Annotated in this window: 22 protein-coding genes and 2 tRNA genes; 14 read left to right on the top strand and 10 right to left on the bottom strand. The window is 70.7% G+C overall.

The features are described 5' to 3' along the window. Positions 1-9: 9 nt before the first annotated feature. Together ACTMTU_RS15705 and ACTMTU_RS15710 are read right to left on the bottom strand one after the other, a co-directional pair. Positions 10-549 carry an NUDIX hydrolase gene (locus tag ACTMTU_RS15705; protein ID WP_441264092.1) on the bottom strand — a complete coding sequence of 180 codons (540 nt, stop codon included), beginning with the start codon at positions 547-549 and terminating at the stop codon, positions 10-12. Next, a complete protein-coding gene (locus ACTMTU_RS15710) occupies positions 546-1,985 on the bottom strand; it encodes a zinc-dependent metalloprotease (protein ID WP_441264093.1) in 1,440 nt (479 codons plus the stop codon). The genes ACTMTU_RS15705 and ACTMTU_RS15710 overlap by 4 nt, the downstream gene beginning before the upstream one ends. A gap of 191 nt (positions 1,986-2,176) precedes the next feature. Between ACTMTU_RS15710 and ACTMTU_RS15715 the strand changes: the two genes are divergently transcribed. The 4 genes from ACTMTU_RS15715 (at position 2,177) to ACTMTU_RS15730 (ending at position 5,382) form a co-directional block, all read left to right on the top strand. Beyond that, positions 2,177-3,304 (top strand): SDR family oxidoreductase, encoded by a 1,128-nt coding sequence (locus ACTMTU_RS15715; RefSeq protein ID WP_441264094.1) that lies wholly within the window; start codon positions 2,177-2,179, stop codon positions 3,302-3,304. Between the two features lie 103 nt (positions 3,305-3,407). Next, the gene (locus ACTMTU_RS15720) at positions 3,408-3,869 is read left to right on the top strand and encodes a molybdenum cofactor biosynthesis protein MoaE (protein ID WP_441264095.1); all 462 of its coding nucleotides are present in this window, start codon (positions 3,408-3,410) and stop codon (positions 3,867-3,869) included. 163 nt (positions 3,870-4,032) lie between these two features. Next, entirely contained in the window at positions 4,033-4,209 is a 177-nt protein-coding gene (locus tag ACTMTU_RS15725) for a hypothetical protein (protein ID WP_441264096.1), read from the top strand. Between the two features lie 84 nt (positions 4,210-4,293). Then, positions 4,294-5,382 (top strand): YlbL family protein, encoded by a 1,089-nt coding sequence (locus ACTMTU_RS15730; protein ID WP_441264097.1) that lies wholly within the window; start codon positions 4,294-4,296, stop codon positions 5,380-5,382. A 184-nt stretch (positions 5,383-5,566) separates the two neighbouring features. On the opposite strand, the gene ACTMTU_RS15735 is transcribed toward ACTMTU_RS15730, so the two are convergent. Further along, positions 5,567-6,127 carry a PPA1309 family protein gene (locus ACTMTU_RS15735; protein WP_441264098.1) on the bottom strand — a complete coding sequence of 187 codons (561 nt, stop codon included), beginning with the start codon at positions 6,125-6,127 and terminating at the stop codon, positions 5,567-5,569. Positions 6,128-6,263: 136 nt separating this feature from the next. Here ACTMTU_RS15735 and ACTMTU_RS15740 point away from each other — a divergent pair, with 136 nt between their 5' ends. The 4 genes from ACTMTU_RS15740 (at position 6,264) to ACTMTU_RS15755 (ending at position 11,918) form a co-directional block, all read left to right on the top strand. Next, on the top strand, positions 6,264-9,212 hold the full coding sequence (locus tag ACTMTU_RS15740; RefSeq protein WP_441264235.1) for a UPF0182 family membrane protein: 2,949 nt from the start codon (positions 6,264-6,266) through the stop codon (positions 9,210-9,212). A 57-nt stretch (positions 9,213-9,269) separates the two neighbouring features. Then, positions 9,270-9,343 (top strand) — tRNA-Met (locus tag ACTMTU_RS15745). Between the two features lie 203 nt (positions 9,344-9,546). Continuing rightward, entirely contained in the window at positions 9,547-11,754 is a 2,208-nt protein-coding gene (locus ACTMTU_RS15750) for a tetratricopeptide repeat protein (RefSeq protein WP_441264099.1), read from the top strand. 90 nt (positions 11,755-11,844) lie between these two features. Further along, positions 11,845-11,918: transfer RNA gene (locus ACTMTU_RS15755), tRNA-Met, on the top strand. Between the two features lie 120 nt (positions 11,919-12,038). On the opposite strand, the gene ACTMTU_RS15760 is transcribed toward ACTMTU_RS15755, so the two are convergent. Beyond that, positions 12,039-12,455: a Fur family transcriptional regulator gene (locus ACTMTU_RS15760; protein ID WP_441264100.1), complete on the bottom strand. Its 417-nt coding sequence runs from the start codon at positions 12,453-12,455 to the stop codon at positions 12,039-12,041. Positions 12,456-12,615: 160 nt separating this feature from the next. Here ACTMTU_RS15760 and ACTMTU_RS15765 point away from each other — a divergent pair, with 160 nt between their 5' ends. After that, positions 12,616-14,067, top strand: a complete 1,452-nt coding sequence (locus ACTMTU_RS15765) for a catalase (RefSeq protein ID WP_441264101.1) — start codon at positions 12,616-12,618, stop codon at positions 14,065-14,067. 122 nt (positions 14,068-14,189) lie between these two features. Here the strand turns inward: ACTMTU_RS15765 and ACTMTU_RS15770 are convergent, their stop codons facing one another. After that, a complete protein-coding gene (locus ACTMTU_RS15770) occupies positions 14,190-14,579 on the bottom strand; it encodes a CBS domain-containing protein (protein ID WP_441264102.1) in 390 nt (129 codons plus the stop codon). A gap of 231 nt (positions 14,580-14,810) precedes the next feature. Further along, complete coding sequence (gene hisN / locus ACTMTU_RS15775; RefSeq protein ID WP_159687482.1) at positions 14,811-15,611, bottom strand: histidinol-phosphatase; 801 nt, start codon at positions 15,609-15,611, stop codon at positions 14,811-14,813. 132 nt (positions 15,612-15,743) lie between these two features. On the opposite strand from hisN, the gene ACTMTU_RS15780 reads away from it, so the two are divergent. Next, a complete protein-coding gene (locus ACTMTU_RS15780; RefSeq protein WP_441264103.1) occupies positions 15,744-16,382 on the top strand; it encodes a TetR/AcrR family transcriptional regulator in 639 nt (212 codons plus the stop codon). Here ACTMTU_RS15780 and ACTMTU_RS15785 read toward each other — a convergent pair. The 4 genes from ACTMTU_RS15785 to ACTMTU_RS15800 all read right to left on the bottom strand — a co-directional run bounded on the left by ACTMTU_RS15785 (position 16,348) and on the right by ACTMTU_RS15800 (position 20,025). Further along, complete coding sequence (locus tag ACTMTU_RS15785; RefSeq protein WP_441264236.1) at positions 16,348-16,671, bottom strand: DMT family transporter; 324 nt, start codon at positions 16,669-16,671, stop codon at positions 16,348-16,350. The two genes, ACTMTU_RS15780 and ACTMTU_RS15785, sit on opposite strands and share 35 nt — an antisense overlap. Before the next feature lie 139 nt (positions 16,672-16,810). Next, entirely contained in the window at positions 16,811-17,824 is a 1,014-nt protein-coding gene (gene rsgA / locus ACTMTU_RS15790) for a ribosome small subunit-dependent GTPase A (protein ID WP_441264104.1), read from the bottom strand. A 4-nt stretch (positions 17,825-17,828) separates the two neighbouring features. Next, on the bottom strand, positions 17,829-19,190 hold the full coding sequence (gene aroA / locus ACTMTU_RS15795) for a 3-phosphoshikimate 1-carboxyvinyltransferase (protein ID WP_441264105.1): 1,362 nt from the start codon (positions 19,188-19,190) through the stop codon (positions 17,829-17,831). 100 nt (positions 19,191-19,290) lie between these two features. Continuing rightward, positions 19,291-20,025 carry a M50 family metallopeptidase gene (locus ACTMTU_RS15800; protein WP_441264106.1) on the bottom strand — a complete coding sequence of 245 codons (735 nt, stop codon included), beginning with the start codon at positions 20,023-20,025 and terminating at the stop codon, positions 19,291-19,293. 50 nt (positions 20,026-20,075) lie between these two features. Between ACTMTU_RS15800 and ACTMTU_RS15805 the strand changes: the two genes are divergently transcribed. From ACTMTU_RS15805 to rsrA, 4 genes are all read left to right on the top strand, one after another. Beyond that, positions 20,076-20,891, top strand: coding sequence for an SOS response-associated peptidase (locus ACTMTU_RS15805; protein ID WP_441264107.1), 816 nt, complete (start codon positions 20,076-20,078; stop codon positions 20,889-20,891). Positions 20,892-21,026: 135 nt separating this feature from the next. Continuing rightward, positions 21,027-21,662, top strand: a complete 636-nt coding sequence (locus tag ACTMTU_RS15810) for an alpha/beta hydrolase family protein (protein ID WP_441264108.1) — start codon at positions 21,027-21,029, stop codon at positions 21,660-21,662. 248 nt (positions 21,663-21,910) lie between these two features. Continuing rightward, positions 21,911-22,576: a sigma-70 family RNA polymerase sigma factor gene (locus ACTMTU_RS15815; protein WP_037773788.1), complete on the top strand. Its 666-nt coding sequence runs from the start codon at positions 21,911-21,913 to the stop codon at positions 22,574-22,576. Then, positions 22,573-22,869, top strand: a complete 297-nt coding sequence (rsrA, locus tag ACTMTU_RS15820; RefSeq protein WP_005312173.1) for a mycothiol system anti-sigma-R factor — start codon at positions 22,573-22,575, stop codon at positions 22,867-22,869. The genes ACTMTU_RS15815 and rsrA overlap by 4 nt, the downstream gene beginning before the upstream one ends. The last annotated feature ends 41 nt before the right edge of the window (positions 22,870-22,910 follow it).

Consider the following 22,910-nt stretch of genomic DNA (forward strand, 5'->3'; position numbering starts at 1 on the left):
CCCGTGCCCTCACTGGTGCCGGAGAGCTTCCCGCGTGCGCTCCATGAGCCGTACGACGGAGGTGTCGGCCACGCCGGCCACCTCGTCGTAGTGGAACCAGCGCAGGTCCAGTGACTCGTCGCTGATGGCCTCGACCGCTCCCGCCGGGGCGAGGGCCGCGTACTGCACGTCCAGATGCCAGTGACACGGCGCCGGAATGGCGTGCCGGTCCAGAGTGACCGGACCGCCGGGCAGCAGAGACAGCCCCGGGATCCCGGACTCCTCCGTCGCCTCGCGCAGCGCCGCCGCGGCCAGGGACGTGTCGCCCGGCTCGCAGTGGCCGCCCATCTGCAGCCACATGCCGAGCTTCTTGTGCAGCGTCAGCAGCACCCGCCCGCGCTCAGGATCGATCACGAGGGCGCTGGCCGTCAGGTGTCCCGCCCCGCAGGACTTCCACATGCCGTCCGGATGGGCCTGCAGGTGGTCCAGGTACGTCTGGCGCAGCTCCGCCTGGCCCCCTTGTCCGTCGTAGTCCTTCAGGACGAGGAGCGCGTCTTCGTGGAGGCTCACTTGTCGGTCTCGTCCTCGTCCGTCCCGGAGTCGTCGGCCTTCTCCGTGCCGGGCTTCTGCCCCTGGCCGCCGGCCGCTTCGCCGAGCATCTTGTCCAGCTCGGAGAAGTCCAGCTGCTCACGGTGGACGAAGCCGTCCGGGTCGTCGAGGTCGGTGGCCGTCGGCAGCATGTCGGGGTGCTCCCACAGAGCGTCCCGCCCGTCCATGCCGCGGGCGTCGGTCAGCGAGGCCCACAGCCGGGCCGCGTCCCGCAGCCTGCGCGGGCGCAGCTGAAGGCCGATCAGGGTGGCGAACGTCTGCTCGGCGGGGCCGCCGGAGGCGCGTCGCCTGCGCAGCGTCTCGCGGAGCGCGTCCGCGGACGTCAGACGCGACGAGGCGGCCTCGTGGACCACCGCGTCCACCCAGCCCTCGACGAGCGCGAGAGCGGTCTCCAGGCGGGCCAGGGCGGCCTTCTGCTCGGCGGTGTCCTCCGGCTGGAACATGCCCTGCTGGAGTGCTTCCTGAAGCTGCTCGGGGTGCGTGGGGTCGAACTGGCCGACCACGTCCTCCAGCTTGGAGGTGTCCACCTTGATGCCGCGGGCGTAGCCCTCGACCGCGCCGAACAGGTGCGACCGCAGCCACGGCACATGGGCGAAGAGCCGCTGGTGGGCGGCTTCCCGCAGGGCCAGGTACAGCCGGACCTCCTCGCGTGGCACGCCGAGGTCCTTGCCGAGCGCCTCCACGTTCAGCGGGAGGAGCGCGGCCTTGCCGGCCGGGCCGAGCGGCAGACCGATGTCGGTCGAGCCGACCACCTCGCCCGCCAGCACACCGACGGCCTGGCCGATCTGCTGCCCGAACATCGCACCGCCCATGGAGCGCATCATCCCGATCAGCGGCCCGGCCATGGCCTGCATCTCCTCGGGCAGCACATCGCCCATGGCGAGGCCGACGCGCTCGGCGACCGGGTCCACGAGCTGCTGCCACGCGGGCAGCGTCGCCTCGACCCACTCCGCGCGGCTCCAGGCGACGGCCGTGCTCGCGCCGGAGGGCAGGGACGTCACGCCGTCCAGCCACAGGTCGGCCAGTCGCACGGCTTCCTCGACGGCGGTCCGCTCGACGGGGCCGACGCTCGCGTCCTTGGTGCCGTCCGGCGTGCCCTGGGCGACGGTCTGGCGCGCGATCTGCTTCGCCATGTCCCAGTTGACCGGGCCGCCCTCGTAGCTGAGCATCTGGCCGAGCTGCTGGAAGGCAGCGCCCAGGTCGTTCGGGTTCAGGGAGCCGAACATGGCCGCGAAGGGGTTGTCCCCGCCGCTCTCCCCGAAGCCGAACCCGAAGGGGTCGGCGGGGGAGGACCCGCCGGAGCCCTGGCCACCTCCTGCGGGATCCTTCTTCTTGCCCTCGTCGCCGTTCTCCGGCTCCTCCGGCGGAAGGCCGAATCCGAATGGGGTGTCACTCACGGGTTTCCTCGGCTCGTAGGGCCGCCGGCTTCCTGCCGGCGGCGACTGCCCGACAACACCATCCAGCGTAGACATCCGAACCGCTTATGGGCTCGATGCTCCGCCGACACTGGGCCTGCGGCAGGATGGACGCCACCTGGTGCGTATGCGTCATTCGCTCACGTACTGAAGACAACCGCTGGAGACGCCTGGTGAGTTCCCCAGATCCGCAGGTTCGCGCAGCGCGAAACCACTCAACCCCGGCCGGGGGCCGCGGGCCGTCGGGCCGTGGCCCCGTCGTCGCCGTCACCGGCGCCGCCACCGGCGTGGGTGACCTCCTCACGAGGCGCCTGGCCGCGTCGGAGGAGGTCAAGCAGGTCGTGGCCCTGGACGAACGCCGGGGCGAGGTGTCCGAGGCCCAGTGGCACATTCTCGATGTGCGGGACCCGGCCATCGCCGAGAAGCTGCGCGGCGTCGACGTCGTGGTGCATCTGGCGCTCGACCTCGACCTGGAGTCCGATCCCGCCGCACGGACCGCCTACAACGTGCGCGGCACCCAGACGGTGCTGACGGCCGCCGCTGCCGCCGGTGTCCACCGGGTCGTCCTGTGCACCTCCGCCATGGTCTACGGGGCGCATCCCGACAACGACGTTCCTCTCGCGGAGGACGCGGAACTGCGCGCGACAGCGGAGGCGACGGGTGTCGGCGACCTTCTCGAGATCGAGCGGCTGGCCCGCCGGGCTCCGCGCGCCCACCCCGGTCTCAACGTCACCGTGGTCAGGCCCGCCGTCCTGGTGGGCGGCACCGACACCGCGCTCACCCGCTACTTCGAGTCGCCGCGGCTGCTCGTGGTCGCCGGATCACGGCCCATGTGGCAGTTCTGCCACGTGGAGGACCTGGTGAGCGCGCTCGAGTACGCCGCCCTCGAGAAGGTCGAGGGCGAGCTCGCCGTCGGCTGCGACGGGTGGCTGGAGCAGGAGGAGGTCGAGGAGCTCAGCGGCATCCGGCGCATGGAGCTGCCCTCGGCGGTCGCCCTGGGCGCTGCGGCCCGGCTCCACCGGATCGGGCTCACGCCCTCGCCCGCCGGGGACCTCGCCTACACGATGCACCCCTGGGTCGTGAGCGTCAGCGGCCTGCACGACGCAGGCTGGCGTCCTCAGTGGACCAACGAGGAGGTGCTGGCCGCGCTCCTGGAGGAGGTGGAGGGCCGGCACACGGTGGCCGGCCGCCGCCTCGGCCGCAAGGACGCCACGGCCGCGGGCGCGGCGGGCGCGACGGTTGCGCTGCTCGGCACGGCGGCCCTGGTCCGCCGGGCGCGCAAGGCACGGCGGAGGATCTGAGGCGGCGGGCCCGGGAGGCTGTAGGAGGCTCCAAACAGGATCGTCCCCGAACGGTCGAACCGGCTATTCCTCGTTGTCGGTGCGGTACGGCACGATGGACGGCATGGCAAGCACGAACGACCATCCAGGTGAGCAGGCGGCGCAGGACCCGATCCGTCTGCTGGCGATCCGTGACACGCCGCTCTCCCTCGACGAGGTCTTCGCGGCGGTCGGCGACGACGCGGCGGGTGGCACCGCGCTGTTCGTCGGCACCGTGCGCAACCACGACGGCGGCGCCGATGTCGACACCCTCGGCTACTCCTGCCATCCCACGGCGGAGGCGGAGATGCGCCGCATCGCGGAGAAGGTCGCCGCCGGCTATCCCGTCCGGGCGCTCGCCGCTGTCCACCGTGTGGGTGACCTCGCGGTCGGGGATCTCGCGGTGGTCGTCGCCGTTTCCTGCCCGCACCGGGGCGAGGCGTTCGAGGCCTGCCGGAAGCTGATCGACGACCTCAAGCACGAGGTGCCGATCTGGAAGCACCAGCGGTTCTCCGACGGCACGGAGGAGTGGGTGGGCGCGTGCTGAGGGCGGTCGGCCGGAATGATTTTCCGGCGTCTGTCCGCTGAAACGCGGTCAGTACCCATCCGCCCGATTTGCGTAACCCCACCCCTGCCGTGAGCGTTGAACCGGCGGATGACTAATCTGCTGATCACTCGGTTGCGTGTGCTCATGGGGTAGGGAGGTCGCGATGGCAGTTCTGGCTTGGTTGCTGATCCCGCTGTTCGCTGCTGTCGGTGCGGCGATATGGGCGAGCTGGGCTTCGCGGGACCGTACGAGCGGTGACGTGGCGGAACTCGCGGGCTATGCCCGCTTCTGTGACGCGATGGACAAGACCGCCTCCGGCACCGACGCCGTAAGCTCCTGACCGCCCCCATCCGCTGCCGCCGAGCGGCCCCGGACGGCCCGGCCCCGACGGTGCGTCCACAGGCATGTCCCGTACTGTCGTTCCATGCCACGCCGCACCGCGACGATGCTCGCCTCCACCCTCATCTTCATTGCGCTGCTCTGCGCAGGCGTGTTCCTCAAAGTCCCTTACGCGGAGATGTCACCCGGACCGACGGTGAACACTCTCGGGTCCGCGGACGGCGAACCGGTGCTCGACATCTCGGGCCACAAGACGTATCCGACGACCGGCCACCTCAACATGACGACGGTCAGGGTCACCGGCGCCGACTACCAGATGAACCTCCTCGAGGCGGTCTACGGCTGGGTGGCGCACGACAATGTCGTCGTGCCGCACGACACCCTCTACCCGAACGGGAAGACGGAGGAGGAGTCGACGCAGGAGAACGCCGAGGAGTTCAGCCAGTCCCAGGAGAGCGCCAAGGTCGCCGCCCTGCGTGAGCTGAAGATGCCGGTCAAGGCCCGCGTCGTCGTCTCCTCCGTGGTCAAGGGATCGCCGTCGCAGAACCGGCTCCACGCCGGGGACGTGATCCGTGCCGTCGACGGCACCGCGATCAAGCAGCCGGAGGACGTCGCCAAGCTCGTCGTGAAGCACAAGCCCGGTGAGGACGTCGTCTTCACCGTGGTGCCCGCGGACGAGGCGGCCGCCGCGGAGAAGGCGGGCAAGGAGCCGACCCGGACCAAGAAGGTCACCGTCCCGACGGTGAAGGCGGAGGACGACGGCCGGGCGATCGTCGGGATCCAGGCAGGCACCGACCACACGTTCCCGTTCGAGATCAACATCAATCTGGCCGACGTCGGCGGACCGAGCGCCGGTCTGATGTTCGCGCTCGGCATCGTCGACAAGCTCACCTCCGACGATCTGACCGGCGGCAAGTTCGTCGCCGGCACGGGCACCATCGACGAGTCCGGCAAGGTCGGGCCGATCGGCGGCATCGAGATGAAGCTCGTCGGCGCGCGCAACGCGGGCGCCGAGTACTTCCTCACCCCCAGCGACAACTGCGCCTCCGCGGTCTCCGACATCCCGGACGGACTGACGCTGGTGAAGGTGGACACCATCCAGGACGCGCGGAAGTCACTGGCCAAGATCAATGCGGGCGCCACGGCGGACCTGCCGAGCTGCTCGGCGAGCTGACACTCGCCCGGCGCGCGATCGAAGCGCCGCTCGGCCAGGTCCTGCCGCGGGATCACCCGGTGCAGTCCGCTGTCATGCACTTCGCCGCACGCGTCGGACGGTGCAGGGACAGGCAGCCCTCCGGGGCCGGGCGCCCCCGGAGGGCCGGGTGGACCAACCCCACCCCGAGAGAGTGGGGGAGGTCCTACGCCTCGAAGGTGGCGGCCAGCGCCTCGGCCAGTCCCGGCACCAGCCCGGCTCCGGTCAGCACCTCGGTCGGGGAGTCCTTCTCCCGCAGCCGCAGTGCGGACTCCCGTGTGCCGTCGCGCAGCACGGCCACCGTCATCCGGACCTCCTGGCGGTCCGGGTGCTCGGCGACCCACTTGGTGAGGGCCGCGTCGTCGAGGCCGACCGGTACGGAGGCCTCCGCGGAGGGCGGCAGCATCAGGCGCTCCACGGTAAGGGCGCAGCCGGCCACCGCGTCGGGCCAGGCGAGGGTGCCGAGGAACTCGTCGAGCGGGGTGCCGGCAGGGATCTCGTCCTGCTCGACGGGGGTGAGGGGCGCGGCAGTGTCGTCGGCGCCGTCCAGACCGAGCTGGCGGGCGAGGCCCGGCTCCTGGGAACGCAGCTGATGGTTGTCGACGAGAGCGAAGAGCCGGGCCGGCTGGTCCCAGCCGAGACCGGAGGCGTACTCGTCGATCTCGAGCACGGCGCGGGTGAGCGGGTTCGCGGCCATCGGGGGGCCGGAAGAGGAATCGTTGGGCATGGTCAATATCCTGCCTCCTTCCTGCCCCGCGACGGGAACTAGGTAAAGCCTCAGTAAGTTGCATGAGTGGGCTCTACGATCGCGGGGCCCGATTCACACAACCGCGAACTTCGAGGGGCGCACGTTGGCTTTCCAGATGCCGGACCGCGGCGGAGGCCCGACAGGGCCACGGATCAGAGTGGGCCGGCCCTCCCGGCGCGTCCGCACCCTGCTCATGACACTGGGTGTCCTGGCCGTCCTGGCCATGGTCTTCGTCATGTTCTCCGGGTTCTGGACCGACTGGCTCTGGTACCGCTCGGTCGACTACTCGTCCGTGTTCACCACCACCCTGTGGACCAAGATCGGCCTGTTCGCCGTCTTCGGTCTGCTGATGGCGACTGCCGTCGGGGTGAACATCTGGCTGGCCCACCGGCTGCGGCCGCCGCTCAGCGCGATGTCGCTGGAGCAGCAGAGCCTCGACCGGTACCGCATGGGCATCGCCCCGTACAAGAAGTGGGTGCTGCTCGCGATCACCGCCCTGGTCGGGCTGATCGCCGGTGCCTCCGCCACGAGCCAGTGGCGTACGTGGCTGATGTGGGTCAACGGAGTCCCCTTCGGACAGAAGGACCCGCAGTTCCAGATGGATGTCGCGTTCTACGCGTTCGACCTCCCCTGGTACCGGTTCCTGCTCGGCTTCGGCTTCGCGGCCGTCGTGCTGTCGGTGATCGCCGCCGCGCTGACCCACTATCTGTACGGCGGGCTGCGCATCACCAGCCCCGGCGCCCGTGCGACCGCCGCGGCCACCGGCCATCTGTCGGTGCTGCTCGGTCTGTTCGTCGCCCTGAAGGCCGTCGCGTACTGGCTGGACCGCTACGGGCTCGCGGTGAAGTCCAGTGACTTCAAGGCGACCGACAACTGGACGGGCCTGCGCTACGTCGACGCCAACGCCTACCTGCCGGCGAAGACGATCCTGTTCTGCATCGCCGTCATCTGCGCGCTGCTGTTCTTCGCGACGCTGTGGCGCCGCACATGGCAGCTGCCGGTGATCGGCTTCGGCCTGATGGTGCTGTCGGCGATCCTGATCGGCGGCCTGTACCCGGCCATAGTTCAGAAGTTCCAGGTCCAGCCGAACGAGCAGGCCAAGGAAGCGCCGTACATCGAGAAGAACATCGAGGCGACCCGCAAGGCCTACGGGATCGACGGCGTCAAGCCCGCGGACTACCTGGGCAAGGGCCAGGTGAAGGACCCCGACCAGCAGCGGAAGAACGCCGACGACGCCGCCAGCTACCGCATGAACGACCCGAACATCGTGTCGCCGACGTTCCAGCAGCTGGAGCAGGAGCGGAAGTACTACCAGTTCCCGGCGACCCTGGACGTCGACCGCTACAAGGGTCAGGACACGGTCATCGGTCTGCGCGAGCTCAACCTCGCAGGCGTCGACAAGCGCAACTGGATCAACGACCACTTCACCTACACCCACGGCTTCGGCGCTGTCACGGCCAAGGGCACCGACACCGCCGCGGGCACGAGCGGCGCCCCGGACTTCACGGATTCGGGTCTGCCGACCAAGGGCATGCTCGGCGACTACGAGCAGCGGATCTACTACGGCGAGAAGACCACGCAGTACTCGATCGTGGGCGGCCCCCAGAAGGAGCTGGACTACGAGCGGGACGGCGGCGGCCAGGTCACCACGAGCTACAAGGGCAAGGGCGGCATCGACGTCTCCGGCCCGCTCAACCGCGCCGCGTACGCCGTCGCCTTCAGCGAGCCGCAGATCATGTACTCGGGCGCCATCGGCGAAGGTTCCAAGATCCTCTACAACCGCACGCCCAAGGAGCGCGTCGAGGCGGTGGCCCCGTGGCTGACGATCGACGGCGACGCGTACCCCGCCGTGATCGGCAAGCGGATCCAGTGGGTCATCGACGCCTACACGACCACCAACGGCTACCCCTACGCCTCGCGTACGACGCTGGGTGACACCACGGCCGACTCGCTGACCGACCGGCAGCGCGCGGTGGTCGCGCAGCAGAACCAGGTCAACTACATCCGCAATTCGGTGAAGGCCACCGTCGACGCCTACGACGGCACCGTCACGCTGTACGAGTGGGACGAGAACGACCCGGTGCTGAAGACCTGGAAGAAGGCCTTCCCCGGCACGGTGAAGGCCAAGGGCGACATCCCGGCCGAGCTGAGGGAGCACCTGCGCTACCCGCAGGACATGTTCAAGGTGCAGCGCGAGCTGCTCGCCCTCTACCACGTCACGGACGCCGGCCAGTTCTACAACGCGAGTGACGCCTGGCAGGTGCCCAACGACCCGACCAAGTCGGACAGCAACGCGGTCCCGCCGTACTACCTGTCGATGAAGCTGCCGGGCGACAAGGCGCAGCAGTTCTCGCTGACGACGACGTTCACCCCCAGTGGACGGCCCAACCTGCGGGCGTTCATGGCGGTCGACGCCGACGCCAAGAGCAGCGACTACGGCCGCATCCAACTGCTGCGGGTGACGGACGACAATGTCGACGGACCCGAGCAGGTGCAGAGCCGGCTCAACCGGCACGGGCCCATCGCCACTTACGTCCGTGACCTCAAGGGCGCGGATTCGACGATCAAGTACGGCAATCTGCTGACGGTTCCGCTCGACAGAGGCTTCCTGTACGTCGAACCCATCTACGCCCAGGGACGCGGATCCGAGTTCCCGCTCCTGAGCAAGGTCGCGGTCGTCTACGGCCAGAAGATCGGTTTCGCCGACGACCTCGCCGGCGCGCTCGGTCAGGTCTTCGGCGCGGAGGGGGCACCCGACGAGGAGACCCCGCCGACCGATCCGGACGAGCCGCCCACCGAGCCCACCGAACCGCCTGCCACCGGTGACGCTGCGCTCCAGGACGCCATCGCGGACGCCCAGCAGGCGTACGACGACGCCAGGGCGGCCCTGGAGAAGAACCCGACGGACTGGGCCGCGTACGGCAAGGCGCAGGCAGCCCTGGAGGCCGCGCTGCAGCGGGCGGCCGATGCGCAGAAGGCACAGCCGGAGTCCGCGCCGGGTGGGGAGACGACGCCTGGCACCGAACCGGACGCGAAACCGGACGAAGGAGCGCCGGGGGACTGAGGACCACCGGGCTGAGCAGGCACCATCCCGCGTCGTGGTACGGTTGCAACACAACGACGCGGGGTGGAGCAGCTCGGTAGCTCGCTGGGCTCATAACCCAGAGGTCGCAGGTTCAAATCCTGTCCCCGCTACTGATGAAGAGGGCCCGGATCCTTCAGGATCCGGGCCCTCTTCATGTCTGCGCACATCTTTGTGCGCCGAAGTGCGCGCCGTGGGCCGTGAGTTGGGCCCGAACGTGTTTGACTTATCTCTCTGTGGGCATGTCGACAAAACGCTGAAGTGACCTCACTGGCTGCGGTATACCAGGTGTACGCGGGTTGCAGGTGGTGCGACGATGGAATTTATGGGGGACAGGGCAACTCTGTTGGAGACAGGGCGGTTTGTGCAGCCGCATGCCGGAAACGCGCCGGACGCGATCGACGCCGCGGTCCGTGCCGACCACACGGGCAAGGACCGGAGCAACACCGGCCACGACGACACGGACGACAGCAGCGCCGACACGGTGGAGACCGCCGGCGCGGAGGCGCGCCACCGGAGCGCCGCCGACGCCGGTGACACCGCGGCGATGAGCGTCCTCGGCGCGCTGCTGCTGCGCCGCGGGGACCTCGATGGGGCGGAGCCCTACCTGCGGGGCGCCACCGCCGACGGCGACCGCGCCGCGGCCAACAACCTGGGCGTGCTCCTCCACCAGCGGGGCTACGCGGACGAGGCGGCCGGCTGGTGGCGGATCGCCGCCGTGGCCGGATCCGCCGCCGCCGCGCACGCCCTGGGACGTCACTTCCGCGAGCGGGGCGACGAGCCGGCCGCCGAGTACTGGCTGCGCCAGTCCGCGGAGCAGGGCCACGCCCTCGGCGCGTACGCACTCGCCGACCTGCTGGAGCACCGCAGCGACGTCGGGGCCGAGCGCTGGCTGCGTACGGCCGCGGAGCAGGGCCACCGCGAGGCGGCTTACCGGCTCGCCCGCGCCCTGGAGCGCCGGGCGGTTGCGGAGGAGTGCCGCAAGAACGACGGCGTCGGCAGTCTGGTCGGCGCCGGCCCCGCGGAGCCTGGTACCGCGCGGGACGCCGTGCGGCGGGCCCGTCGCGGCGAGGGCGGAGGACGGCCCTCCGGTGTGTCCAAGGGCGGTGCGGGACGGCCCGGGGCACGTCGCGACGAGCCGGCGGCCCCCGCGACGGGCCCGGGCGCCGTCGGCACGACCGACCCGGCGCTGCGCGTGCTCGTCGACGCGGAGGAGACAGCGGGCGAGCACCCGGCCGGACGCCGGACACGCGACGGCCGTCTCCGTGCGAGCGCCCCCGCCGCGCAGGAGCAGGCGGCAGATCAGGGCGGGGCCCTGCTCGACGAGGCCGCCCAGTGGTACCGGCAGGCCGCCGCGCGAGGTCACCGGCGGGCCGCCCTGCACCTGGGGTCGATCCTCGAGAGGCGCGGCCGGCTGAAGGAGGCCGGGCGCTGGTACCTCACGGCCGCCAAGGACGGCGAGGCCCGCGCCGCCTGCGCGCTCGCCTTCCTGCTGCGTGACGCGGGCGACGAGGAGAGCGCCGCCGTGTGGTGGCTGCGAGCGGCCCAGGAGGGCGACGGGAACGCGGCCAACGCCCTCGGCGCGCTGCACGCGGCCAGGGGTGAGCCGCAGACGGCGGAGCGCTGGTACCGCGCCGCGATGGACGCGGGCGACGTCAACGGCGCGTACAACCTGGGTCTGCTCTGCGCTGCCCAGGACCGTACGGCCCAGGCCGAGCAGTGGTACCGCCGCGCCGCCTATGCCGGACACCGTGAGGCCGCCAACGCCCTCGCCGTCCTGCTGCTCCAGGCGGGTGACCCGGTCGGCGCCGAGCCGTGGTTCTCCAAGGCGGCGGAGGCGGGCAGCGTCGACGCCGCCTTCAACCTGGGCATCCTCCACGCCGGCCGCGACGACGACCGTACGGCTCTCGCGTGGTACGAGCGGGCCGCGGCGGCCGGGCACACCGAGGCGGCGCTCCAGGTCGGCATCGCCCTGCTCAGGGACGGTGACGAGCAGGGCGCGGAGCGTCATTTGCGCTGCGCCGCGGGCGGCGGCAGCGCGGAGGCGGCGTTCCGGCTCGCCACTGTGCTGGACGCCCGCCGCCCGCCGCCCGGTCCGCCGGCCCTCGGCGAGCCGGTGGCGGAGAAGAGCGAGTGCGAGGAGTGGTACGAGCGGGCCGCCGAGCAGGGCCACCGTCGCGCCCAGGTACGGGTGGGCATGCTGGCCGCCGCCCGCGGTGACATGACCGACGCCGCCCGCTGGTACCGCGAGGCGGCGGAGGCGGGCAGCCGCAGCGGCGCGTTCAACCTCGGGCTCCTCCTCGCCCGCGAGGGCAGCGAGCGCGAGGCATCGCTGTGGTGGACGCGGGCCGCGCGGGCCGGGCACGGCAGGGCCGCACTGCGGCTTGCGCTGCTCGCCGCCCGCCGGGGAGAACTGGCCGAAGGCCAGCGATGGTGCGCCAGGGCGGTGGAGCTCGGCCCCGCGGAGGTCACGGAGCGGGCCGCACGCCTGCGCGAGGCACTGCTCCAGGAACTCACCGCTTGAGGCCTGTCCGGGCGGTCTTCTTGATCGCCCGGACAGGACCTTAAGGGATTTGCGCTGGTCGGCGGGGTGACGTAATGTTGTGTTCATCGCCGCGGGGTGGAGCAGCTCGGTAGCTCGCTGGGCTCATAACCCAGAGGTCGCAGGTTCAAATCCTGTCCCCGCTACTGAAACCGAAGGCCCGGATCCTTGGATCCGGGCCTTCGGTGTTTTGTTTTCTGCCGGCCCGGACGCGAAGAGGCCCCCGATGCGCACATCGGGGGCCTCTTCGTTGCCTGTCGCCTACGTCACCCGGCGGCGCAGTTCGGACACGTGCCGCGGTACGTCACCTCGACGTCGGAGATGGTGAAGCCGAAGCGCTCCGTGTCCGGAAGGTCGGCCAGCGGGTTGCCCACCGGGTGCACGTCGCGGATCGCGCCGCAGCGGGCGCAGACCAGGTGCTGATGGGGGCGGTGGGCGTTCGGGTCGTACCGCTTGGCGCGGCGGTCGGTCGACACCTCGAGCACCTCACCGAGGCTCACCAGTTCGCCCAGGGTGTTGTAGACGGTCGCCCGGGAGATCTCGGGCAGCAGCCTCACCGCTCGGGCGTGCACCTCGTCGGCGGTCAGATGCACGTGTTCGCCGTCGAGGACCTCGGCCACGACACGCCGCTGGGCGGTCATGCGCCAGCCGCGTCCGCGAAGTCGTTCCAACAGGTCACTCATGAGCACCAGCCTAACAGTGGTGGGAGCCGTGTCCCGAACGAGTGTGACTTTGGATGTTCGCTTGACTTAGACATTGTCCATTGTAGGATCGGGACCAGCGCACGCCAAGGACAGGTCGTGTGCACGAACGACTGGGCAGTACATGACGCAGGAGGCGCACGTGACGCAGGGACCGCTCACCACGGAGGCCGGGGCTCCGGTCGCCGACAACCAGAACAGCGAGACCGCGGGCGTCGGCGGGCCGGTGCTTGTCCAGGACCAGCTGCTGCTGGAGAAGCTCGCGCACTTCAACCGTGAGCGCATCCCGGAGCGTGTCGTCCACGCGCGTGGCGCGGGCGCCTACGGCACCTTCACGCTGACCCGCGACGTCTCGCAGTGGACCCGTGCCAAGTTCCTCTCCGAGGTCGGAAAGCAGACCGAGACCTTCCTGCGGTTCTCGACCGTCGCCGGCAACCTCGGCGCGGCGGACGCGGTGCGCGACCCGCGCGGCTGGGCGCTGAAGTTCTACACCGAAGAGGGCAACTACGACCTCGTCGGCAACAACACCCCGGTGTTCTTCATCAAGGACGCCATCAAGTTCCCCGACTTCATCCACACCCAGAAGCGCGACCCGTACACCGGATCCCAGGAGGCGGACAACGTCTGGGACTTCTGGGGGCTCTCGCCCGAGTCCACCCACCAGGTGACCTGGCTGTTCGGCGACCGCGGCATCCCCGCCTCCTACCGCCACATGGACGGCTTCGGCTCCCACACCTACCAGTGGAACAACGAGGCCGGCGAGGTCTTCTGGGTCAAGTACCACTTCAAGACCGACCAGGGCATCAAGAACCTCACCCAGGCCGAGGCCAACAGGCTCGCCGGCGAGGACCCCGACTCGCACCAGCGCGACCTGCGTGAGGCCATCGAGCGCGGCGACTTCCCGACGTGGACCGTGCAGGTCCAGATCATGCCCGCGGCCGAGGCGGCGACCTACCGCTTCAACCCGTTCGACCTCACGAAGGTGTGGCCGCACGCGGACTACCCGCCGATCGAGATCGGAAAGCTGGAGCTCAACCGCAACCCGGAGAACATCTTCGCCGAGGTCGAGCAGTCCATCTTCAGCCCCGCCCACTTCGTGCCGGGCATCGGTCCCTCCCCGGACAAGATGCTCCAGGGCCGTCTCTTCGCGTACGGCGATGCCCACCGCTACCGCGTCGGCATCAACGCCGACCACCTGCCGGTGAACCGCCCGCACGCCACCGAGGCGCGCACCAACTCCCGTGACGGCTTCCTGTACGACGGCCGCCACAAGGGCGCGAAGAACTACGAGCCGAACAGCTTCGGCGGCCCGCACCAGACGGACCGCCCGCTGTGGCAGCCCATCCCGGTGACCGGCGTGACCGGTGACCACGCGGCCCCGGTCCACTCCGAGGACAACGACTTCGTCCAGGCGGGCAACCTCTACCGCCTGATGTCCGAGGACGAGAAGGGCCGTCTGATCGACAACCTGGCGGGCTTCATCGCCAAGGTGTCGCGTGACGACATCGCCGAGCGCGCGATCAACAACTTCCGCCAGGCGGACGGCGACTTCGGCAAGCGGCTCGAGGCCGCGGTCCAGGCCCTGCGCGGCTGACGGGACGGCTTGTCGAGAGGAAGGGGCCGGATCCCGGGAGGGATCCGGCCCCTTCCGCGTGCCCGGGGGAGCGTGGTTCCGTGCGCCGATCCGGCGGCCGGACCGGGTCCCGGCGAAGGCTCCTAGGCGACCACCTGGCTCCTGGCCGGGGCCCAGCAGCGGATGATGTCGCGGACGGAGACCACGCCGATCGGCCCGTCCCCGTCCGTCACGATCAGATGGCGGAACCCGCCGTGACTCATGGCCGCGGCCGCCTCCTCCAGGGTCCAGGAAGGCGCGGCGAAGACGACGTCGGTGGTGGTGTGGGTTCCGGCGGTCTCCAGGTCGGGGTCCTGCCCCAGGCCGACCGAGTTCAGGATGTCCCGTTCTGTGAGGATGCCGAAGCTCGAGTCGGAGTCGAGGACCACTGCCGCGCCTACGCGGCGTGCGGCCATCAGCCTGGCCGCCTGGCGGAGTGTGTGTGCGGGTCCGATGGTGAGAACCACCGTGCTCATGGCGTCACGGACGAGCATGAAGGGAGCCACCTCCTTGGTGATCGGCCGCTAGAGAACCGATTCACAAGTTCACAAGTGTGGGGACTCTCAGAGTCGCAGCCCTCCGGGACGGCAGCAAGAGGGCGTGCGCGGCCTCTCCGGCCCGCGCCTGAGCCTCCGGCGGACCGGCGTACGCCCCTGCACGAGCGGCGTACGCCGGTCCGCCGGCGCTGATGTCGCCGCCGCTGCGGACCAGTACCGTCGTGTCCCTCAGTACTGCTGGTTGAGGTAACCCAGCAGCTCCTCGTGGAGCAGCCCGTTCGACGCCGCGGCGTTTCCGCTGTGCGGTCCCTGTCGTCCGTCGAGGCCCGTGAAGACGCCGCCCGCCTCCTGGACGACGATCGCCGGCGCGGCCATGTCCCACAGGGACAGCTCCGGCTCCGCGCAGATGTCGACCGAGCCCTCGGCGACCATCATGTACGGCCAGAAGTCGCCGTAGCCCCGGGTGCGCCAGACCGCGCGTGTCAGGTCCATGAACCCGTCGAGACGGCCCTGGGCCTCCCAGCCGGTCAGTGACGAGTACGCGAAGGAGGCATCCTCTATGCGCTCGACCTTCGAGACGTGCAGGCGCGTCGCGGACGTCAGGCTGCGGCCCGTGTACGCGCCCCCGCCCTTCGCCGCCCACCAGCGCCTGCCGAGCGCCGGCGCCGACACCACGCCCACGACCGGCTGGTAGCCGCCCTCTCCCGCCTCCATCAGCGAGATCAGCGTCGCCCAGACCGGCACGCCGCGCACATAGTTCTTCGTGCCGTCGATCGGGTCGACGACCCAGCGCCGCGGCCCGGTGCCCTCGATGCCGAACTCCTCACCGAGGATCGCGTCGCGTGGCCGTGCCCGTTGCAGATGCCCGCGGATGAGTTCCTCCGCCGCCTTGTCGGCCTCGCTCACCGGCGTCATGTCCGGTTTCGTCTCGACCTTGAGGTCGAGAGCCTTGAACCGGTCCATGGTGGTGGCGTCGGCGGCGTCCGCGAGGACGTGGGCAAGCCGCAGATCATCGTGGTAGTCGGGCATGGGCGCCACTCTATCCGTGCAGGCCCGGTCGTTCCCGGGCCGGCCGCGGCGGCGGCCTCCTGCCGTCTGTATTGACAGGGGAACGCGGCCCGTCAACTCTGAGACCGGAGTTGCTCGGCCGGGGAGGCGACCATGCCTGCAGCGCGGGAGTCACTGCTGAACGCCGCTCTGGCGGCGCTGCGCGACCTGCCCTGGTCGGGGATACGGATGGTCGACGTCGCCTCCGCCGCGGGCGTCTCCCGCCAGACCCTCTACAACGAGTTCGGCAGCAAGGACGGCCTCGCTCGCGCCCTCGCGCGGCGCGAGGCCGACGCCTATCTGCGCGGGGTGGAGCGGCTGATGGCGCAGAGTGCCCCGGTTGCCGACCGGCTCGTGGCCGTCGCCGAGTGGACCGTCGGGGAGGCGCGGTCGAGACCCGTGCTGCGCGCGCTGCTCACCGGCTGCTGGGGCGAACGGCTGCCGGTGCCGCGCCCGGTCCGCGGGGCCGTGCTCTCGCGGGTGCCCGCCCAGCGTCGCGCGGACGCGCGGCTGCCCGGTCCGGCGGAGCTGGTCGCGGCCGTGCGGGACCGTTCGCTCGCCGCGCCGGGACACGCCGGCCGGTCCTGGGACGGCGACGGCGAACCGGGCGACCTGTCCCGGCGCTGCGAACTCGCGATGCGGCTCGCGCTGTCCTTCGTCGTCGCGCCGGCCGGTGCGAGTGTCGCCCCGCTCGTGCGGGCGGCGGTGGGCGACGGACTCATTGCGACGAGCCCGAGAGCTGGAGACCGATGACCCCGACGATCACCAGCGTGATGGAGACGATCTTGAGGGTGGAGACCAGGTCGTCGAGGAAGACCATGCCGTAGATGGCCGTGCCGGCGGCGCCGATCCCCGTCCACACCGCGTAGGCCGGGCCCACGTCGAGTTTCTTCAGCGACAGGGTCAGCAGACCGAAGCTGCCCAGCGCGAACGCGGCGAAGGCGACCGTCGGCCACAGCCTCGTGAAGCCGTGCGACAGCTTGAGACACACGGCGAAGCCCGTTTCGAGGAGCCCCGCAACCACCACCAGCAGCCACGCCATGAGTACTGGGCCTCCCGCGTAGTCGACGACTGCCTGGTCCGGGACCGACCGGGCTGCGGACCGATCGGTCATGACCGGCCGGTCCGACCTGGTGCGATTATGCACTTACCAGGCGTCGGGGACGGCAAACACGGATGACTCAGTCGCCTTCGCGTCGCTCACGGGTGGCGAGCAGCCGCCGCAGCGAATAGAGCCGAGCCGGATCGGCGTGGCCCTCCGCCACCCAGTCGTCCAGGGCGCAGTCCGGCTCGTCGTGCGAGCAGGCGCGCGGGCAGCCCTCGGTGCCCGGCACCAGGTCGGGGAAGGCGTTGATGACCCGGGACGGGTCGACGTGGTGCAGCCCGAAGGAGCGCACCCCGGGGGTGTCGACCACCCAGCCGCCCTTCTCGTCCGCGAGCGGGAGGGCGAGGGCGGAGGTCGTGGTGTGCCGGCCACGGCCCGTCACCGCGTTGACCAGGCCGGTGCTCCGCCGCATCTCGTCCGGGACGAGGGCGTTGACCAGGGTCGTCTTGCCGACGCCGGAGTGCCCGACGAACGCGGTCGTCCGTCCCACCAGGTGCTCGCGCACCCGCTCCGCGGCACGCCCGTCGACGAACTCGTCCCGAGTGGTGACCACATGCGGGACGCCCAGCGCGCCGTACATCTCCAGCAGTTCGTCGGGCGACGCGAGGTCCGACTTCGTCAGCACCAGCAGCGGTTCGAGCCCGCCGTCGTACGCCGCGACCAGACAGCGGTCGATCAGGCGGGGGCGCGGCTCGGGGTCGGCGAGGGCGGTGACGATGGCGAGCTGGTCGGCGTTCGCGACGACGACCCGCTCGAACGGATCGTCGTCGTCGGCGGTACGGCGCAGCACCGAGGAGCGCTTCTCGATGCGGACGATCCTCGCGAGGGTGTCCTTGTCGCCCGAGAGGTCGCCGACGATCCCGACCCGGTCACCGACGACGGCCGCCTTGCGGCCCAGTTCCCGGGCCTTCATCGCCGTGATGATCCGTTCACCGACGAGGCAGGTCAGCCTGCCGCGGTCGACGGTGAGGACCATGCCCTCCATGGCGTCCTCGTGCTTGGGACGGATGTTGGTGCGCGGCCGGTTGCCCTTGCGGTTGGGCCGGGACCGGATGTCGTCCTCGTCGGTGTGCTTGCCGTAGCGCCGCATGGTGTCAGGCCTCGAGCATTTCGGCCCACATCTGCGGGAAGTCGGGCAGGGTCTTGGCGGTCGTCGCCACGTTCTCGATCTGCACGCCGTCGACGGCGAGACCGATCACCGAACCTGCCGTCGCCATCCGGTGGTCGTCGTAGGTGCGGAAGACACCGCCGTGGAGGGGACGCGGGCGGATGTGGAGGCCGTCCTCCGTCTCGGTCACGTCACCGCCGAGCTCATTGATCTCCTTGGTGAGTGCCGCCAGGCGGTCCGTCTCGTGCAGACGCAGATGGGCGACACCGCGAAGTGTCGAGGGGGAGTCGGCGAGCGCCGCGACCGCCGCGATGCCGGGGGTCAGCTCGCCGACCTCGCCGAGGTCGACGTCGATGCCGTGGATACGGCCGCTGCCGGTGAAGACCAGGGCCGTTCCGTTCGGCGTCGTCGTCAGCTCGCAGGAACCGCCCATCTCGGTGAAGATCTCGCGCAGCGCGTCACCGGGCTGGGTGGTGCGCTCGGGCCAGTCGGGGATCGTCACCCGGCCGCCGGTCACCAGTGCCGCCGCCAGGAACGGCTGGGCGTTGGACAGATCCGGTTCGATCGTCAGGTCGCGACCGAGCAGTGCGCTGTGCGACACCCGCCAGACATCCGGCTCGCCGCCGGTCTCCGGCTCGTCGACCTGGGCGCCCACGGCGCGCAGCATGTCCACGGTCATCCGGATGTGGGGCATGGACGGGAGCCGGCCGCCGACGTGCCGTACTTCCACGCCCTGGTTGAAGCGCGGGGCGGACAGCAGCAGTGCGGAGACGAACTGGGACGACGAGGAGGCGTCGATCCGGACCGGCCCGCCTTCCAGGGCGCCGCCGCCGTGCACGGTCATGGGCAGCGAGCCGCGGCCGTCGTCGTCGATCCGGGCGCCGAGCGTCCGCAGCGCGTCGATGACGCCGTTCAGCGGGCGCTCGTAGGAACGAGGGTCGCCGTCGAAGCGGATCGGACCGTCGGCCAGCGCGGCCACCGGCGGCAGGAAACGCATCACGGTACCCGCGTTGCCGACGTCGACGGTGGCGGGTCCGTTCAGGCCGGAGGGGATCACGCGCCATGCCTCGCCGGCACCGCCTGCGGCCTCGTCGGCCGAGCCGCCCGCGGTGCTCGAAGAGACCGTCTCCTCGATGCCCACGCCCATCGCCTGAAGGGCCGCGGACATCAGCAGGGTGTCGCGCGAGCGCAGCGGCCGGCGCAGCCAGCCGGGCTCGGCGGCCAGCGCCGCCAGGACGAGGGCGCGATTGGTGACGGATTTCGAACCGGGCACGGTGACCGTCGCTTCGACGGCTCCGGTCGCAAGGGGGGCGGGCCAGAGGGCGGGCTGCACGGCGCTTTCGGTCATGGCCCTCACTTTAGTGGCTCCGCGCCGACCCAGATCTTGATCAAATATGTGGAAACCAGGGCGTAACGGAGAGGTGGTAGGCGGGGTGACGGCCGCTGTCTCACAGGCCGAGCAGCCAGCGGCCCCCGCCGATCAGCGAGCAGACCGACACCGCGTGGAAGAAGAACAACCAGATCGCCGGTGGCACATGGGTGAGTCTCGCGAGCTGGTCGGCGTCCGAGTCCGGCGCACCTCCGTACCGCCGCTTGGACTGGAGCTCGAAGACCGGCCGCACCCCGCCGAGCAGCATGAACCAGACGGCCGTGTACGCGAAGACGGACTGTACGGCCGGCCCCGTCAGCCACGAGACCAGCAGGAACGCCGCCCCGGTGACCGTGACCGTCAGCACCCCGTACGCGTTGCGCACCATGACGAGCAGCGCCAGCAGCAGCGCGGTCGCCAGCCACAGCAGCAGCGTGATGTGGTGCGCGGCGAGCAGCCAGGCGCCGCCCAGGCCGAGCAGCGGGGCCGCCGTGTAGCCCGCGGCGGCCGTGAGGATCATTCCGATGCCGGTCGGCCTGCCGCGGCTGACGGTCAGACCGCTGGTGTCGGAGTGCAGCCGGATGCTCTGCAGCCGGCGTCCCGTGGCCAGGGCCACGAGACCGTGGCCGCCTTCGTGGGCGATCGTGACGGCGTTGCGTGTCAGACGCCACAGGAAGTTCGGCATGACCGCGGCGAGCGACACCAGCCCGGTAACGGCGACGAGCCACGGCTCCGGAGCGGTCTGGGTGCCGAAGAGGCGGTCCCACAGGTCGGTGAGTGACGCGCTCGCGGCGCCGGCGTATGTGGTGACCATTTCGCGGGCGGCTCCCTCGGACGGCGTACGGAAGTGGCAGTGTGGCACTTATGTGCGGACGGTATGCAGCGAGTCGTAGGCCGGAGGACCTCGTAGGAATCTTCGAGGTCGAGAAGTGGGAGCCGAAGGAGACTCTGGAACCCGACTGGAACGTGGCGCCCACCAAAGAGGTCTACGCGATTCTCGAACGCCCTCTCAAGGACGCGGGCGACCGTGCTCCGGTTCGCCAGCTGCGCACGCTGAGGTGGGGGCTGGTGCCCTCGTGGGCCAAGACGCCGGAAGGCGCGGCGCGGATGATCAACGCGCGGGCGGAGACGGTGCACGACAAGCCGTCGTTCCGCAGGCCCTTCCTCACCCGGCGCTGCATCCTGCCCGCCGACGGCTATTACGAGTGGGTGACCGGCTCCGGCGAACGTCAGCTGGAGGTCGAGGGGAAGAAGAAGCGGCCGCGGAAGCAGCCGTACTTCGTCACGCCGGCCGACGGGTCGGTGTTCGCGATGGCGGGACTCTACGAGTTCTGGCGGGACCGCACCCTGCCGGACGACCATCCGCAGGCGTGGTGGGTGACCTGCTCCGTGATCACGACGGAGGCGGAGACCGGGCCGCTGGGGGTCGCCCCGGCGGAGGGGCCCCATTCGCTGGCGGACATCCACCCCCGGATGCCGCTGATGCTGACGCCGGAACGCTGGGACGCGTGGCTGGACCCGGCCCGGACCGACCCGGAGGAGCTGCGGCCGCTGCTGGAGCCGCCGCCCGGCGGGCGGATGCGGGCCTATCCCGTGACGACGGCCGTGAGCAACGTGCGGAACAACGGGCCGGAGCTGCTGGAGGAGCTTCCCGCGCCGGAAGAAGCGACGTTGTTCTGACCCGGACGTCCTCCTGACCTTCACGGAGGGCCGCGGCGCCCCGCCGTCACGGAACGACGGCCTCCGACGCCCCGCACGCCGACAGGGCCGCGCCCGGGAACGGCGCGGCCGGCGGCCCCGCGCCAGAATGGCCGGATGGAGCGGAAAGAGATCATCGAGGTCGCCGGCGGGGACGCCCGGATCACCTGGTTCGGCGGGAAGCGCGCGCACCTCGTACTGGCGCTCGGGCACGGTGCCGGCGGCGGGATCGAAGCGCGCGATCTGCAGGCGATCGCGCGCGTCCTGCCCGCGCACGGCGTCACCGTCGCCCTCGTGGAGCAGCCCTGGCGGGTCGCGGGCAAGAAGGTCGCTCCCGCGCCGCGGACCCTGGACGCCGCCTGGCGTGAGCTCTGGCCGGCGCTCACGAAGAAGGGACTGCCGGTCGTCGCCGGCGGACGCAGCGCCGGCGCGCGCGTGGCGTGCAGGACCGCCGCGGACCTGGGTGCGGCGGCCGTCCTCGCGCTCAGTTTCCCGCTGCACCCGCCGGGGCGGCCGGAGAAGTCCCGCGCGGACGAGCTGCTCGGCGCGGGCGTGCCGACGCTCGTGGTGCAGGGCGGCAGTGACCCCTTCGGCAGGCCCGGCGAGTTCCCCGAGGGGTCCTACGAGCTGGTGGAAGTGGCACACGGGGACCACGGGTTCGCCGTGCCCAAGCGTGCCGGGATCACCGAGGACGAGACCCTTCTCACCATTACGGACGCCGTGATCGGGTGGACCGGGTCCTTGCGGGAATGAGACACGGGCCGTGGCTGTTGAGGCGAACGTCAGAACAGAGCATGGAGTAGGGAGTCCGCCGCATGGGTACGACCTTCTGCCCGACAGCAGAGCGCGCCAACGGGTTGGAGTGGACGGTGCTGTCGCAGGGCAAGAGCGGGCCGGTTCCTGCGGCGGGTGACGTGAATCGGCAGGGCCCGGCGGACCAAGGTCGACTATTCTCCGATTCGAGCGGGTCGGCATTCGGCCCCGCCACAGCGTTGGAGGAGGTGGGTCCGGTCACTGGGACCGACGCAGGGACCGACGACGGTCAGGCGCAGACGTCCGAGGAGACGACGCTCGAGCGCAATGCCCGCTTCGAGCGGGATGCTCTCGGCTACCTGGACCAGATGTATTCGGCTGCGCTGCGCATGACGCGCAATCCCGCCGATGCCGAGGATCTTGTGCAGGAGACGTACGCGAAGGCGTACGGGTCCTTCCACCAGTTCCGCGAGGGCACGAACCTCAAGGCGTGGATGTACCGGATCCTCACGAACACCTTCATCAACTCCTACCGCAAGAAGCAGCGTGAGCCCCAGCGCAGCGCGGCGGAGGAGATCGAGGACTGGCAGCTCGCGCGCGCCGAGTCGCACATGTCGACCGGGCTGCGCTCCGCGGAGTCGCAGGCGCTCGACCACCTGCCGGACTCGGACGTGAAGGAAGCCCTTCAGGCGATCCCCGAGGAGTTCCGGATCGCGGTCTATCTCGCGGACGTCGAGGGCTTTGCGTACAAGGAGATCGCGGACATCATGGGAACACCCATCGGTACGGTGATGTCCCGCCTGCACCGCGGCCGCCGCCAACTGCGCGGCATGCTCGAGGACTACGCCCGCGAGCGCGGGCTCGTCCCGGCCGGTGCGGGGGAGTCGAACGACGCGAAAGGCTCGGGCTCATGAGCTGCGGAGAGCCGCACGAGACGGACTGCTCGGAGGTCCTGGACCATCTCTACGAGTTCCTCGACCACGAGATGCCCGACAGTGACTGCACCAAGTTCGAGGTCCACTTCGAGGAGTGCTCCCCGTGCCTGGAGAAGTACGGCCTGGAGCAAGCGGTGAAGAAGCTGGTCAAGCGGTGTTGCGGGCAGGACGACGTGCCCAGCGACCTGCGGGCCAAGGTCATGGGGCGCATCGACCTGATCCGCTCGGGGCAGGCCGTCCCCGACAAGGACGTGGCGACCGCCCAGGACTGAGGGCCGCCGCACACACCGGCCGTGCGCACAGGGTGCGCCGC

Origin of the sequence: Streptomyces sp. OZ13, assembly GCF_052068155.1 — a bacterium.
Lineage (GTDB): Bacteria > Actinomycetota > Actinomycetes > Streptomycetales > Streptomycetaceae > Streptomyces.